The sequence below is a fragment of the Streptomyces sp. NPDC056987 genome (assembly GCF_042673865.1).
GTDB lineage: Bacteria > Actinomycetota > Actinomycetes > Streptomycetales > Streptomycetaceae > Streptomyces.
In genome coordinates, this window is record NZ_JBHURV010000001.1 from 345,758 (window position 1) to 360,592 (window position 14,835).

At 71.2% G+C, this 14,835-nt stretch carries 13 protein-coding genes; 11 read left to right on the forward strand and 2 right to left on the reverse strand.

Annotated elements, in window-relative coordinates:
- Window positions 1–9 precede the first annotated feature (9 nt).
- The 10 genes from ACFTZC_RS01545 (at window position 10) to ACFTZC_RS01590 (ending at window position 11,248) form a co-directional block, all read left to right on the forward strand.
- A complete protein-coding gene (locus ACFTZC_RS01545) occupies window positions 10–807 on the forward strand; it encodes an ABC transporter ATP-binding protein (protein WP_382885718.1) in 798 nt (265 codons plus the stop codon).
- Window positions 804–1,817, forward strand: a complete 1,014-nt coding sequence (locus tag ACFTZC_RS01550) for an ABC transporter substrate-binding protein (protein WP_382885720.1) — start codon at window positions 804–806, stop codon at window positions 1,815–1,817. The genes ACFTZC_RS01545 and ACFTZC_RS01550 overlap by 4 nt, the downstream gene beginning before the upstream one ends.
- Window positions 1,818–1,870: 53 nt before the next feature.
- Window positions 1,871–2,980 carry an LLM class flavin-dependent oxidoreductase gene (locus tag ACFTZC_RS01555; RefSeq protein ID WP_382885722.1) on the forward strand — a complete coding sequence of 370 codons (1,110 nt, stop codon included), beginning with the start codon at window positions 1,871–1,873 and terminating at the stop codon, window positions 2,978–2,980.
- Window positions 2,981–3,125: 145 nt separating this feature from the next.
- Complete coding sequence (locus ACFTZC_RS01560) at window positions 3,126–4,574, forward strand: FAD-binding oxidoreductase (RefSeq protein ID WP_382885723.1); 1,449 nt, start codon at window positions 3,126–3,128, stop codon at window positions 4,572–4,574.
- A 111-nt stretch (window positions 4,575–4,685) separates the two neighbouring features.
- A complete protein-coding gene (locus tag ACFTZC_RS01565) occupies window positions 4,686–5,108 on the forward strand; it encodes an SH3 domain-containing protein (RefSeq protein ID WP_382885725.1) in 423 nt (140 codons plus the stop codon).
- A gap of 264 nt (window positions 5,109–5,372) precedes the next feature.
- Window positions 5,373–6,704: an enolase C-terminal domain-like protein gene (locus ACFTZC_RS01570; RefSeq protein WP_382885727.1), complete on the forward strand. Its 1,332-nt coding sequence runs from the start codon at window positions 5,373–5,375 to the stop codon at window positions 6,702–6,704.
- Between the two features lie 49 nt (window positions 6,705–6,753).
- The gene (locus tag ACFTZC_RS01575; protein ID WP_382885728.1) at window positions 6,754–7,968 is read left to right on the forward strand and encodes an extracellular solute-binding protein; all 1,215 of its coding nucleotides are present in this window, start codon (window positions 6,754–6,756) and stop codon (window positions 7,966–7,968) included.
- A gap of 11 nt (window positions 7,969–7,979) precedes the next feature.
- Window positions 7,980–8,987 (forward strand): carbohydrate ABC transporter permease, encoded by a 1,008-nt coding sequence (locus ACFTZC_RS01580; RefSeq protein ID WP_382885730.1) that lies wholly within the window; start codon window positions 7,980–7,982, stop codon window positions 8,985–8,987.
- A 37-nt stretch (window positions 8,988–9,024) separates the two neighbouring features.
- On the forward strand, window positions 9,025–9,912 hold the full coding sequence (locus ACFTZC_RS01585) for a carbohydrate ABC transporter permease (protein ID WP_382885732.1): 888 nt from the start codon (window positions 9,025–9,027) through the stop codon (window positions 9,910–9,912).
- A 49-nt stretch (window positions 9,913–9,961) separates the two neighbouring features.
- Window positions 9,962–11,248 carry an alpha-L-fucosidase gene (locus ACFTZC_RS01590; protein WP_382885734.1) on the forward strand — a complete coding sequence of 429 codons (1,287 nt, stop codon included), beginning with the start codon at window positions 9,962–9,964 and terminating at the stop codon, window positions 11,246–11,248.
- A 59-nt stretch (window positions 11,249–11,307) separates the two neighbouring features.
- Here the strand turns inward: ACFTZC_RS01590 and ACFTZC_RS01595 are convergent, their stop codons facing one another.
- Complete coding sequence (locus ACFTZC_RS01595; protein WP_382886016.1) at window positions 11,308–12,936, reverse strand: CocE/NonD family hydrolase; 1,629 nt, start codon at window positions 12,934–12,936, stop codon at window positions 11,308–11,310.
- Between the two features lie 182 nt (window positions 12,937–13,118).
- Here ACFTZC_RS01595 and ACFTZC_RS01600 point away from each other — a divergent pair, with 182 nt between their 5' ends.
- The gene (locus ACFTZC_RS01600) at window positions 13,119–13,982 is read left to right on the forward strand and encodes a TetR/AcrR family transcriptional regulator C-terminal domain-containing protein (RefSeq protein ID WP_382885736.1); all 864 of its coding nucleotides are present in this window, start codon (window positions 13,119–13,121) and stop codon (window positions 13,980–13,982) included.
- Between the two features lie 68 nt (window positions 13,983–14,050).
- Here ACFTZC_RS01600 and ACFTZC_RS01605 read toward each other — a convergent pair whose 3' ends face one another.
- Complete coding sequence (locus ACFTZC_RS01605) at window positions 14,051–14,821, reverse strand: IclR family transcriptional regulator (RefSeq protein ID WP_382885737.1); 771 nt, start codon at window positions 14,819–14,821, stop codon at window positions 14,051–14,053.
- Between the last annotated feature and the right edge of the window lie 14 nt (window positions 14,822–14,835).

Here is a 14,835-nt window from a genome sequence, read left to right on the forward strand (position 1 = left end):
GGACACGCGATGAGTACGCATACGAGTACGGACGCGAGCGTGGAGATCCGGGGGCTGACCCGGACCTTCGACGGCAGGACCGTCATCGACGGACTCGATCTCACCATCCGGCAGGGCGAGTTCGTGGCCCTGCTCGGACAGAGCGGCTGCGGCAAGTCCACCCTGCTGCGCATCCTCGCCGGGCTGGACGACGAGATCAGCGGCGAGGTCACCGTCCCGAGCCGCCGCTCCGCCGCCTTCCAGTCGCCCCGGCTGCTGCCGTGGCTGAAGGTGTGGCGCAACGTCGTTCTCGGTCTGCCCGGCAGGCCGGACCGGGAACTCGCCACCCGCCGGCTCGCCGAGGTCGGCATCGAGCAGCGCGCCGGAGTGTGGCCCAAGACGCTGTCGGGCGGTGAGGCACAGCGCGTCTCGCTCGCCAGGGCTCTGGTGCGGGACCCCGAACTCCTGCTGCTCGACGAGCCGTTCGGCGCGCTGGACGCGCTGACCCGGGCCACGGCGCAGCGGCTGGTGGGGGAGTTGTGGCAGCGCCACGGCTGCTCGATCCTCCTGGTCACCCATGACGTGGAGGAGTCGCTGCTGCTGGCCGACCGGGTCCTGGTGATGGACGCGGGCGGCATCGCGCACGAGGTGACCGTGGACCTGCCCCGCCCCCGGAGTCTCGGCTCCCCCGAATTCGTCGCGCTGCGCGGCCAGTTGCTGGCCTGGCTCGGTGTACGGGACGCCTCGGCCGCCACCTCCGCTGCCGTCCCCGCCCCTGGCCCCGACTCGGCGCCGGGCACGAAATCCCTGGAAGGAACGCTCACATGACCCGCATCCGTACCCGTACCCGCACTCGTACCCGTACCCTCGTCGCCGCCCTCGTCCTCTCCGCCCTCGCTCTGGTGACGGCCGGATGCGGTACGGAGAGCGACGGTACGGCCTCCGGGCCGGCGGCCGCCGCCTCCGACGTCACCCTCACCCTCGGCGACCAGGCCAAGAACCTCCAGACCCTGGCCAATGCCTCGGGCGCCTTCAAGGGCGCTCCGTACCAGGTGAAATGGGCCGAGTTCGAGGGTGCGGCGCCGCTCTTCCAGGCCGCGCAGGCCGGGGCGGCGGACACCACGTACGCCGCCGATCTGCCCACGCTCCAGGCGCTCAGCGGCGGTGTGCCGATCAAGGCGGTGGCCGCGCTGCGCAACGACGGGACGGCCGTCGGCATCGTCGTGCGGAAGAACTCGAAGATCAGGACGGTGGCGGACCTCAAGGGGCAGACCGTCGTGGTCTCCTCCGCCAAGGGCAGCATCTCCGAGTACCTGCTCGCCAACGCCCTTCAGCAGGCCGGTCTTTCGTACTCCGACGTCAAGGTCAAGTATCTGCTGCCGACCGACGCGCAGGCCGCCTTCGGCGCCGGGAAGATCGAGGCCTGGGCGATCTTCGGTGTCTACAAGGCGGTCGCCACCCAGCAGGGCGGCCGGGAGATCATCAACGGCGAGGACGGGCGCGTCAGCGGTTACGGCTTCATCGGGGCATCCGAGAAGGCACTGGCCGACCGGGCCAAGAAGCCGGCCCTCGCGGACGCGGTCAAGCGCCTCGGCACCGCCCTGGAGTGGGCCAGGAACCACCCCGACGCGTACGCCGCCGCGATCAGGAAGAACAACGGCGCCTCCGCCGAGGTCGCGAAGACCATCGTGAGCCAGAGCTACGGCGAACTGGTCCCGGTCACCCCCGAGGTGACGCGGGCGGTCCAGAAGGTCGCGGACACGATGCACGGCATCAAGGTCCTGGACCCGAACGTCAAGGTCGCCGACTCCGTCGACACCAGCCTCTCCGTCAAGTAACCCCGCCCGTCGACCTCGCCCGCCTCCGGGCCAGTTGTCAGGAGTCCCCCGCCATGCCTGTCGAATTCATCAGCGCCGTCCACCCCAACCCGACCTTCGACGGAACCTCCACCTTCGGCCGGGGCATCGATCCCGACTTCACCCGCCGTTACGCCCGCGCCCTGGACGACGGCGGCTTCGACTACACACTGGTCGCCTACCACTCGTCGTCCGCCGACGCCCTCCAGCTCGCCCAGTTCGTGGCCACCCACACCGAGCGGCTGAAGCCGATGCTCGCCCACCGCCCCGGCGTCGTCTTCCCGACGCACGCGGCCCGCGCCTTCGCCACCCTGGACCGGATCAGCAAGGGGCGGCTGGCCGTGCACATCATCTCCGGCGGCAGCGACGAGGAGCAGCGCCGTGAGGGCGACTACCTCGGCAAGAGCGAGCGGTACGACCGGTCGGACGAGTACATCCAGATCCTGCGCAAGGTCTGGTCCGCCGACGGGCCCGTCTCGCACGAGGGCACCCACTACCGGTTCGAGGACTTCGTCTCCGACGTCACGCCCTACCACGGCACCATCCCCGTCTCCGTCGGCGGCTCCTCGGCCGACGCGTACCGGGTCGGCGGAGAGCAGGGCGACATCTTCGGGCTCTGGGGCGAGCCGCTGAAGGAGACCTCCGAGCAGATCGCCGCCGTCCACGCCGTCGCGGACGCGGCGGGCCGGCCCCGGCCGCGTATCTGGGTGTCGTTCCGGCCGATCATCGCCCCCACCGACGAACTGGCCTGGGAGAAGGCGCACCGGATCCTCGGCCGGGCCAAGGAGGGCGCCGCCGAGCGCGCGCGGCACCAGCACGCCCACCACTACCCGGCACCGGGCGCGGGCCGGCCCGCCAACGTCGGCTCGCAGCGGCTGCTGGACATCGCGGCCCGGGGCGATCTGCACGACCGCGCGCTGTGGACGCCGCTGGCCACCGCCACCAACGCGGCGGGCAGTTCGACCGCTCTCGTCGGTTCGCCCGAGACCGTCGCCGCCGCCCTGCTCGACTACGTGGACATCGGCTGCGAACTGCTGTCCATCCGCGGCTGGGACCCGCTCAACGACGCGATCGACTACGCGCGGTACGTCCTGCCGCTGGTACGGCAGGAACTCGCCTCCCGCGAGGCCCGCGCCGCCGCCTGAGCCCCGTCCTCCTTCACTCCGCCCGCCCGCGTCGGCCACCGGAAGGAGTACGCCCAGGTCCTCGCGGACCGTACGCACCAGCCCCTGAGCCTCGCGCTCCGCCCGGCAGGCCGACCGGGCCCGACGACCCGACCGAGGAGCCCACATGACCCTCACCCACCAGCCACCTCACCAGCCCCACCACCCCGTACGCCGGCCCCCCGTGCTCCAGCCCACCGAACAGGCCACCGCCGCCGCCCAACTCCTCGGCCTCCTCGCCCGTGACCTGGCCCCCGACCGCCTCACCACGGACCCGGCCGCCACCGCCCCGTACGCCACCGACCGCTCCGGCGCCCGCCCCGACGGCCAGCCCATGGCCGTCGTGCACGCCGCGCACGCCGATGACGTACGGACCACGCTGCGCCACGCCGACGCCCTGCGCGTCCCCGTCGTCCCCCGGGGCGCGGGCACCGGACTCTCCGGCGGCGCCACCGCCCCCGAGGGCTCCCTCGTCCTCGACCTGGCGCGGATGAACCGTATCGTCGAGATCGCCCCCGGCGACCAGCTCGCCGTCGTCGAACCCGGTGTGATCACCGCCGATCTCGACCGCGCCGCCGCCGCGCACGGACTGCGGTACGCCCCCGACCCGGCCGGCGCCGCCCTCTCCACCATCGGCGGCAACATCGCCACCAACGCCGGGGGCCTGCGCTGCGCCAAGTACGGGGTCACCCGCGACAGCGTCCTCGGTCTGGACGCCGTGCTCGCCGACGGCACCCTCCTGCGCACCGGCCGCCGTACGGTCAAGGGCGTCACCGGCTACGACCTCACCGCGCTGCTCACCGGCTCGGAGGGCACGCTCGGTGTGATCACGGCGGCGACCGTACGGCTGCGGCCCCTACCGGTCGCGACCTCGACGCTCGCCGCGTACTTCACCACCTTCGCCGCCGCGGCCGACGCCGCGACCGCGCTCACTGCCGCCCGGATCGAACCGGCCATGGCCGAACTGCTGGACGGTCCGGTCCTCGCCGCCATCGACGAGGCCACCGGCTCAGGCCTGCGCGGCCGGGGCGGCGCGCTGCTGCTCGTCCAGTGCGACGGCGCGGGCGCGGCGGCCGAAGCGGCGCGGGTCGCCGCGCTCCTCCACGGACGCGCCACCTCCGTCGAACTGACCGACGACGAGGGCGAGGCCGAGGCCCTGCTCGCCGCGCGCCGGCTCGCGCTGCCGTCCCTGGAGCGCCTGGGCCGGCCCCTCATCGAGGACATCGCCGTGCCCCGCTCCCGGCTGGCCGAGGCGGTACGGGAGATCGAGACGATCTCGGCGCGCCACGGCGTGCCCGTCTACACCCTCGCCCATGCCGCCGACGGCAATCTCCACCCCATCCTCGTCCTCGACCCGGCGCTCGCGGAACTGCCGGACGCGGCCTGGGCCACCGCCTCCGACATCTTCGCCACCGCACTGCGCCTCGGCGGCACCCTCACCGGGGAACACGGCGTCGGCACGCTCAAGCGCCGGTGGCTCGCCGACGAACTCGGCCCGGACAGTGTGGCGCTGCACCACCGGCTGAAGGCCGCGTTCGACCCGCACGGCATCCTCAATCCCGGTAAGGCGATCTGACGAGAATCCCGGTGAGGCTACCTATCCGGGTGAGGAATCCCTTGCACCCTGGCGATCGCGCCGCCCGGCATGCCATAAGGAGGTAACGCCCAAAAGGGAAAGAGGATGACGATGTCCGCACCCCGTATCAAGAGCCGTGCCGCTGCCGCTGCCGCGCTCGCGCTCCTCGCACTCGCCGGCTCCGCGGCCCTGACGGCCGCCCCGGCGGCGGCCGCCCCGGCCCCGCCCGCTCCTCCGGCCGCGTCCCCCGCGCCGCAGGGGCAGGCGTCCCCCGCCGCGCAGACGCAGACGCCCGCCGCCGAGCCCAAGGGGCGGGTCGTCTCGCGGCTCACCCTGAGCATCCGGGAGCGGCCGACCTCGGACTCGGCCTACCTCGGAGGTCTCCGGCCGGGCGCGGTCATCGCCCTGTCCTGCAAGGTCGTCGGCCAGAACGTGGACGGCAACCGCCTCTGGTACCGCCTCGGCGACGGACGCCCGGGCTATGTCGCCGCCCGGTACGTCGAGAACCTGTCGCCGGTGCCCTACTGCCGTTGATCCGCCGCTGATCCCGGCGCGCACACTTCAGGCCACCCCTCGAATTCCGGGGGGTGGCCTGAAGTATGCGCGCCTCTGTACGGCAGGTCGAACACCCTCGGTGATTCATCCAAACTCTGTGTCGGTTCACGGCTCAATAACGCTGCAATGAGGGGAGATCTGATCCCTTGACAGTCGATACATCCGATGTTTTGATGCGCGGAACGCCTTGGGCGTTGGCTTGCTACCGCGGTAGCAGCGCATGGATCAGGACAAGGAGCCCCAGTGAGCCGGATCACGAGTGTGTCGACGCGGGACGTCCGGTTTCCCACCTCACGGGAGCAGCACGGCTCGGACGCCATGAACCCGTCGCCCGACTACTCGGCGGCGTACGTCGAGATCGCCACAGACGCGGCGGACGGCCACGTCGGGGCCGGTTTCGTCTTCACCATCGGCCGGGGCAACGAGGTGCAGGCGGCGGCCGTCGACGCGCTGCGCGACCGGCTCGTCGGCGAGGACGCCGAGGCGCTCTGCGCCGACATGGGCGGTACGTGGCGCTCGCTCGTCCACGACTCGCAGTTCCGCTGGCTCGGCCCGGAGAAGGGCGTGATGCACATGGCGATCGGCGCGGTCGTCAACGCCCTGTGGGACCTCCGGGCGAAACGGGCGGGGCTGCCGCTGTGGGACCTGCTCGCCGGGATGTCACCGGAGGAGATCGTCGACCTGGTCGACTTCCGCTACCTCAGCGACGCGCTCACCCGCGACGAGGCCCTGGAACTGCTCCGCAAGGCCGAGCCGGGGCGCCCCGAGCGCCGCCGTGACCTCCTCGCGCGCGGATTCCCGGCCTACACGACGACGCCGGGGTGGCTCGGCTACGACGACGAACGGCTGGTCGCCCGCTGCCGCGAGGCGGTCGCGGACGGCTTCACGCAGATCAAGCTGAAGGTCGGAGGGGATCTCGACGACGACATCAGACGGCTGCGCCTCGCCCGGGAGACCGTCGGCGCCGGTGTCGCCATCGCGGTCGACGCGAATCAGCGGTGGGACATCGAGGAGGCCGTCGACTGGATCGACCGCCTCAGCCCGTACGGACTCGCGTGGGTCGAGGAGCCGACGAGCCCGGACGACGTCCTCGGCCACGCCGAGATCGCCCGCCGGATCGCCCCGGTACCCGTCGCGACCGGCGAGCACATGCCCAACCGGGTCGTCGCCAAACAGCTCATCCAGGCGCGGGCGGTGTCGGTGCTCCAGATCGACGCGACCCGGGTAGCCGGCGTGAACGAGAACATCGCCATCCTCCTCCTCGCCGCCAAGCACGGCGTCCGCGTCTGCCCGCACGCGGGCGGCGTCGGGCTGTGCGAGGCCGTCCAGCACCTCTCGATGTTCGACCGCGTCGCGGTGTCGGGCACCGACGAGGGACGCTTCCTCGAATACGTCGACCACCTGCACGAACACTTCGTCACACCGGTCGAGGTCCACGACGGACACTACTGGCCGCCGTCGGCGCCCGGCGCGGGCGCCGAGATGCTCGGCACGTCCCTGACCACCTTCTCCTACCCCGATGGCGCGGCATGGGCGCGGCACGAGGAAGGACCCGGCTCCGTACCACCCCAGTGAAGCACCGATACACAATGAAGTGGATGTCGCAATGAAACAACGGCTTTGCGTGAGTGCCACGGCGGTGGGCGCCGCCCTGGTGCTCGCACTGACGGGATGCTCCTCCAGCACGGGCACGTCGAGTCAGTCGAAGGACAGCCTCGTCTGGTCGATGTGGATCTCGGGGACGGCGGACAAGGCGGCCTGGCAGAAGGTCGCGGACGGGGCCGGGGCGGACGGCGGGCCGAAGGTCACGGTCCAGGGCTCCCCCTTCAACGACTACTGGACCAAGCTCCGTACCCAGCTCGGCACCGGCGGCGCGCCGTGCATCGTCACCGTACAGAGCCTCCGGGCGGCGAACTACACGGACGTCCTGCGCCCGATCGACGCGTACGCCAAGAGCGCGGGCACCGACCTGCCGGCGTTCGACGCGACGGCGCTGAACGGCATGAAGGTCGGCGGCAAGCTCTACGCCCTGCCGTACGACACCGGCCCGTTGATGATGTTCTACAACAAGGACCTCTTCCGGCAGGTCGGCGCGGCGGCGCCGAAGCCGGGGTGGACCGTCGCCGAATTCGAGGCGGCCGCCGCGAAGTTCAAGGCGGCGGGCAAGCCGCTGCTCGCCTCCTCGGTCGAGGACCTCAACCTGGAGTCGATGATCCTCGGCTACAACGGCGGCCGGGTCATCACCTCGGACGGTCAACTCGACCCGGAGAACGCGAAGTTCGCCCAGGGACTCGACTGGCTCTCCGGACTGGTGAAGAAGGGCGAGGCGACCCAGGCGAGCGCGGACAGCTCGGCCGACGACAACGCGTTCGTCGACCAGAAGGCCGGCCTCTACATCGACGGACCCTGGTCGCTGCTCCAGCAGAAGGCGAAGGTGAAGTTCCCGCTCGGGGTGACCACCATCCCGGCCGGCACCTCCGGTCCTTCGAGCTTCTCCGCCGGCTCCGGCTTCGGCATATCGAAGCAGTGCAAGTACCCCGAGCAGGCGTACCGGGCCATCGAGACGATGACCGGTGAGAAGACCCTGACCTCACTCGCCCAGCAGGGCCGGGCCTTCCCGGCGCGTACGGCGGCCCAGAAGGCCTGGTACGACAACGCGGGTATCGACGGCGCCGAGTCCCTCTTCACCGTGGCCCAGAAGAACGCGACCCCGCTGCCGGGCAACAAGCAGAGCGACCAGCTCAACCAGTTGTTCGTCCAGTACGCGATCCAGGCGGTCAACGGCCAGTCCTCGGGCGCCGAGACGATGAAGTCCGTCGCGGGGCAGCTCACCCGGTGAGGAGCACGGCGGTGCCGTCACCGGTCCCTCCCGGTGACGAGGACGGAAGAAGTCGGGTGGTGAAGGGCGTGGCGGACGCGCCGGGCAGAAACGATACGGCGAACGCGGCGGACACACTGAACGCGGCGGACCCGAAGGCGACGGAGGAGGCGGGCGCGCGGCGCTCCTGGTGGGGAGCGGCGTTCGCCGCGCCCCACTCGATCGGACTGGCGATCTTCACGGTGGTCCCGATCCTCGCGTCCCTCTTCGTGAGTTTCATGAACTGGCCCCTGATCGGGGAGCGTTCGTGGGACGGGTTCGGGAACTACACCCAGTTGTTCGCGGACCCGGTCTTCCGGACCGTCATCCTCAACACGGTCGGGTTCGTGGTGCTGTACGTGCCGCTGAACCTGGTGATCTCGCTCGGGCTCGCGGCCTGGCTGACCCCGCGGATCCGGCACCGGCAGATCTTCCGGGTGCTGTTCTTCATCCCGACGGTGACCCCGATCGTGGCGAATGTCGTGGTGTGGCGGATGCTGTACCAGCCCGACGGGCTGATCGACGCGACGCTTCGGTCGACGGTGGGGGCGCAGGCGCCGAACTTCCTCGCGGACGAGAAGTGGGCGATGTTCGCGATCGTCGCGATGAGCGTCTGGCAGGGCTTCGGCTACAACATGCTCATCTTCTCGGCGGCGCTCGACGCGGTGCCGGAGAACCTGATCGAGGCCGCGCAACTCGACGGCGCGGGCCCGTGGCAGACGTTCTGGCGTATCAAGTTCCCGGCCATCTCACCGTCGGTCTTCTTCGCGACGATGATGACGCTCATCACCTCGTTCCAGGTGTTCGCGCAGCCGTTCCTGCTGACGAAGGGCGGCCCGGGCACCTCGACCGAGACGCTCGTCCAGTACATCTACAACACCGGATTCCAGAACCAGCAGCTCGGACTCGCCTCGGCGGGCGCGTGGGTGCTGTTCGTCATCATCCTCGGGATCACGGCGGTCCAGTTCCTCGGCCAGAAGCGTTGGGTGCACTATGGGTAGCGGTACGCGGACGATCACAGCCGGCGGGGCGGGCACCATGACCGCCCCCCGGAGGACCGGCGCCGGGACCGGCAGCGGCCCCGGCCCGGGGGCCGGCGCGGGCTCGCGGGTACGGCGGGCGATCGGCTACGTGCTCCTGTGCCTCATCGCCCTGCTCTTCATGGCGCCGCTCATCTACATGGTGGCGACCAGCCTCAAACCCGACTCCGAGACCTTCTCGAACCCGCCCACCCTGTGGGGTTCCGCCATCCAGTGGCAGAACTACGCGGATGTCTTCACGTATCTGCCGTTCGCCCGCTTCATCCTGAACGGCGTGCTCGTGGCCACCCTCGGGACCGCCGTCAACCTCGCCGTCGCGGCGTTCAGCGGCTACGCCTTCTCGCGGCTGCGCTGGCGCGGCAGGAACCTCGTCTTCCTGCTCTTCCTGGTCACCCTGATGATCCCGCAGGACGTCCTCGTCATCCCCATGTACGTGATGATGCAGGGCGTCGGATGGGTCGACACGTTCCAGGCGCTGATCCTGCCGTGGGCGTTCACGGCCCTCGGCGCCTTCCTCGTCCGGCAGTTCTTCCTGACGGTCCCCCAGGAACTGGACGACGCGGCCCGTGTCGACGGCGCGGGCACCGTCCGTACCTTCTTCAGCGTGATGCTGCCGCTCGCCCGTCCGACCCTCGCCGTCCTGGCCGTCTTCACCTTCATCAGCTACTGGAACTCCTTCCTCTGGCCGCTCGTCGTCATCAACGACGTGGACGCCCGCGCCACCATCCCGCTCGGCCTCCAGGCGTTCTTCGGCCAGCAGGGCAGCCAGTGGAACCTGGTCATGGCCGCGTCGGTGGTCTCCATGCTGCCCACCGTGATCATCCTCGTCCTCCTCCAGAAACACCTCGTCAGGGGCATCGTCACCAGCGGCCTCGGCGGCCGCTGACCACCGGCTCCGCACCCCACCCACGTACGCACGGAAGGATCCGACCGACATGACTGTCCCCGCCTGGTTCACCGAGGACCGCTTCGGCATGTTCATCCACTGGGGCCTCTACTCCCTGCCCGCCCGCCACGAGTGGGTGAAGAACCGCGAGCGGACGACGGACGCGGACTACGACACGTACTTCCGCCACTTCGAGCCGGACCTCTTCGACCCGACGGAGTGGGCGCGCGCCGCGAAGAAGGCCGGCATGCGGTACGTGGTCCTCACCACCAAGCACCACGACGGCTTCTGCCTCTGGGACTCCAAGCTCACCGACTACACGTCGATGAACACCCCCATCGGCAAGGACCTCGTCCGCGAGTTCGTCGACGCCGTACGCGCCGAGGGGCTGCGCGTCGGCTTCTACCACTCGCTCATCGACTGGCACCACCCCGACTTCACCATCGACGGCCACCACCCGCGCCGCGACGACGCGCCCGAGGAGATCGAACGGCTCAACGCGGGCCGGGACATGGACCGGTACCGGGCCTATCTGCACGGCCAGGTCGAGGAGTTGCTGACCGGGTACGGCACCATCGACTACCTCTTCTACGACTTCTCCTACAAGGAGGACGACCACCACGACGTGTGGAACGGCAAGGGCGCCGAGGACTGGGGCGCGGAGGAACTCCTCGCCCTCACCCGCCGGCTCCAGCCGGAGATCGTGGTCAACGACCGGCTCGACATCCCCGGCGACCTCGTCACACCGGAGCAGTACCAGCCCGACCGCCCGATGGAGGCCGACGGCGTCCCCGTGGTGTGGGAGGCGTGCCAGACCCTCAACGGCAGCTGGGGGTACGACCGTGACAACGTCAACGTGAAGAGCGTCGACCTCCTGGTCCGGATGCTCGTCGACGGTGTTTCGAACAACGGCAACATGCTGCTGAACGTCGGCCCCACCGGACGCGGCGAGTTCGACGCGACGGCGATCACGGCCCTGGAGGGCATAGGGGAGTGGATGCGCCGCCATGAACGCTCCATCCGCGGCGCCGGCCCCGCCCCCTTCCGCGCCCCGGCCGACACCCGCTACACCCGGCGCGGCGACCGCCTCTACCTCCACCTCTTCGCCTGGCCCTTCGAGCACCTGCACCTGCCGGGGCTCGGCGGCAAGGTCGCATACGCGCAGCTCCTCAACGATGCCTCGGAGATCCCGTTCCGCGAGATCGACCCCTCGGTGAAGGCCCTCACCACCGGCCTCGGCGGCCAGCCCGCGGGCACCCTGACCCTCACCCTGCCGATCATCCGCCCCGACGTGGCCGTCCCCGTCGTCGAACTGTTCCTGAAGGAGGACGCCTGACCGTCGCGTCAGCCCCGGGGGGCCCGGCCCGTGGGCCGTTCCCCGGGGCGCCGAGAGGGTTACGCGACGTCGCCGGCTTCGCCACCATGGGGGACGCCATGGGGGAGCACCAGCGCCGAGTCGGTGTGGAGGGTGAGGCGCACCGGTGTGAAGGTGGTGGCCTCCACCGGTGACTCCCCGGTGCCGGGCCCGCGGGCGTACCGGGGATGGGCGCCCCCGCTGATCTGCCAGCGTATGCGGTGGCCGACGGCGAAACGGTGGGCGGTCGAGCTCATCGGCACGGTCACCCGCGCGGGTTCCTGCCCGCTCGTCCGCAACCGGCCCAGTCCGTCACAGACGTTGACGGAGCGGCCTTCCGCGTCCACGTCGCACAGACGGGTGAAGACGTCGGCGTGACCGGTGTCCGTGGAGACGCTCAGCCGCGCGGAGACCGGGCCGAGGACGTCCAGGGGCTCGGTCAGCGGAGGGCCGGTGAACGTCACGACGTCGTCCCGGGCCTCCAGGACCCCGTTGTCCCGGGAACCGGCGCCGGGGGAGAGCAGGGGGCCGCCGACGGACGGGGTGGGGTCGGCCGGGTCGTAGCGGAACGAGACCAGAGGCCGGGAGTCCGTGGGGGGCTGCCGGACGAGTACCCCCTCGGGAGCGGCGTACCAGGGGAAGGCGGCGTCCGGGGCCGGCGGCCAGTCGGCGAGATCGCGCGGGCCGTCCTCGCCGCCGACGTGCACGCGCACCCGGGTCGGACGCAGCCCGGAGGGGTCGTCGCACAGGTGCGCGCGCAGCCACGCGAGGCTCTCGGCGAACACCTCGGGCCACCCCTGCTGCAGTGCCGAGGCGTGGGTCCAGGGGCCGACGAGCAGGGCGGTCTCGCAGCCGGCCCGGCGGAGCCTGCCGTACTGCTCGAAGGTCTGGTCGACCAGCGCGTCCTGCCATCCGGAGATCAGCCCGACGGGCACGCGGCACGTCCGCGCCGCCTCCGCGAGTGAGGCGCCGCGCCAGTACGGGTCTCCGGCGTCCGGGTGTCCCATCACGTCGTCCAGCCAGGGGACCTCGCCCCCGAGGGCGGGCACGTACGCGCCGCGCAGCGGCCGCGCGTCGACGGCATCGCGCAGACGGCGCTGGAGACGCAGGGTGGACTTGAGGAAGGGCGCCATGCCCTGGTGCTGGTACGTCATGCCGGCACCGACGGCGAGCGCGGTCTCCAGGCGGAGCACGCCGTCGGCGTGGAACAGGGCGTACGGATCGTGCAGCCCCACCTGCACCACCATCGCCTTCAGCTCCGGCGGCGGTTCCAGGGCGAGAGCCCACTGGGTGTAGCCCAGGTAACTGGGGCCGATGGTCCCCAACGTCTCGTTGAACCACGGCTGTTCACGCAGCCAGGACACCGTGGCCCGGCCGTCGGCCGGTTCGTTGCGCCACAGGTCGAACGCGCCGCCGGAACCGCCGGTGCCGCGGCAGCTCTGCAGGACCACGTGGAAGCCCTGTTCGGCGAAGAGCAGGCCGTACATGGGCGACCACGGCAGCCCTCTGCCGTACGGCGAGCGCACGAGAAGGGTGGGGAAGTCGCCCTCCGCGCGCGGGAAGTAGTGGTCCGTGATCAGCGGGCTGCCGTCGGCTCCCGGCACCACCAGCCCCGGCTCCCACCCGACGTCGTGCCGCCGGGCCGGAAGGCGGCGCCAGGTCGCCCTCATCATCCGTGCGGACAGCGGCGGTTTCCCGGCGGGCGGCGCCCAGGCGGGCTTCGGTACCGGGCCGTGCGTGCGTGATGACATGGTTCCCCCTTCGTCATTTACGTACAGTGTACGAGAATAGGGCATGCTTGGATGACGCCCACAGGGGGCTGCCGTGATCGAGGAAAGGGGGCGCGAAAACCGTGACCCGTGACGGAGGACCGGGCGCCGGGGGCATCGACCCCCAACGGCTCTGGCTGGCCTCGACCCAGCCCCGCAGGGGCCGCAGGCCCGCCCACAGCCGGGAGGCGATCACCGCGGCGGCCGTCGCCCTGGCGGACGCGGAAGGACTCGAAGCGGTCACCATGCGGAGGGTCGCCTCGCAGGTCGGCGTCAGCGTCATGTCGCTCTACAGCTACGCCCCCGACAAGGGGACGCTGCTGGAGCTGATGGTCGACCACGTCAGCGGCGAACTGCGGACCGGCACCGAACGGCGGACCGGCGGTGAACCGCTGACCGATGGGGAACCACCGGCGGACGCTGAACTACCGACCGATGGCGAACCACCGACCGACACCGAACGACCGTCCAACAGCGCTCCGTTGACCGTCCCCGCGCCCACCGGTGACTGGCGCGCGGACCTCAAGGCCATCGGCCACCTCCAGCGCGCCCTCATGCTGCGCCACCCCTGGCTGCCCGCCGCCCTGTCCACCCGCCGCGCCCCCGGGCCCCACACCCTGGCCTTCCTGGAACACGCGCTCGCCGTGCTGCGCCCCACCGGACTGGACGGCGCCGCGAAGCTGGAGATCTTCGCCCAGCTCACCTCGTTCGTGGCCGCGCACGTCGGCCACGAACTCGCCCAGGCCGCGACGGCGCGCTCGCCCGACCGGCTGGCGGCCGAAGCCCGCTATCTCGCCGCCGTCGCCGCCGACGGCCACCACCCGGAACTCGCCGAAGCCCTCGCGGCCCCCGGACGCTCCCTCACCCCCGAGGCCACCTTCACCCGGTTCCTCAACCGGCTGACCGGCGGCCTCGATTCCGCGGCAGAACACCCTGAACAGTCATAGGTACCCCTGTGCGCCGCAGGATTTGTAGCGCGGCCACGGACCTGTTGCCCAGAAGGCCCACCGAACGCCTACAGCCCCGGATTGTGTCCGAGCCGCCGCGAGATGGCGTCCGCCGTGGCGACTGCCAGCGGGCCGAGGCGGTCGAGGGCGGGTTCGACGCGGTCCTTGAGGCCGGCGACGCTGATGGCGGCCACGACATGGCCGGTGTGATCGAAGATGGGGGCGCCGCAGCAGGCGCTGGCGAGGTCGAACTCGCCGTGCTCCTCGGTCCAGCCGCGGGCCTTGGCCGCGGTGATGTCGTGTTCGACGGCGTCGGTGGTGGTGAGTGTCCGCGGGGTGAAGGGGGTCAGGGTGAGGGTGCGGAGCAGGTCGGCTCTCTCGCGGGGGTCGAGGCCCGCGAGGTAGGCCTTGCCGACCGAGGTGGCGTGCAGGGGCCTGCGGGCGCCGAGTTCAGCGTTGACGCTGACCGACTGGGGGCCGCGTTCGCGGTAGATGAACACCATCTCGTCGCCGCTGAGGACGCCGAGGCTGACGGTTTCGCGGGTCTGCTGGACCAGGACCCGGAGCAGTTCCGGCGCGACGTCGGACACGTCGGTGGAGTGGACGGCGGCCATGGCGAGGCGGGCGGCGGCCGGGCCCAGGCGCCAGCGGCCGTTCGAGGTGGCGTGGAGGAAGTCGTACTGGCTGAGCTTTTCGACGATGCGGTACGCGGCGCTGCGGCTGATGTCGGCGGCGGCTGCCAGTTCCGCGGTGGACGCCTCTCGCGCGTCGGCGAGGTGGCTCAGGATGCTGAGTCCCCGGTCGAGTGCGCCCTTGCGGCCTTCGTCCTGCTCGGTCACGTTCTCGGTCCTCC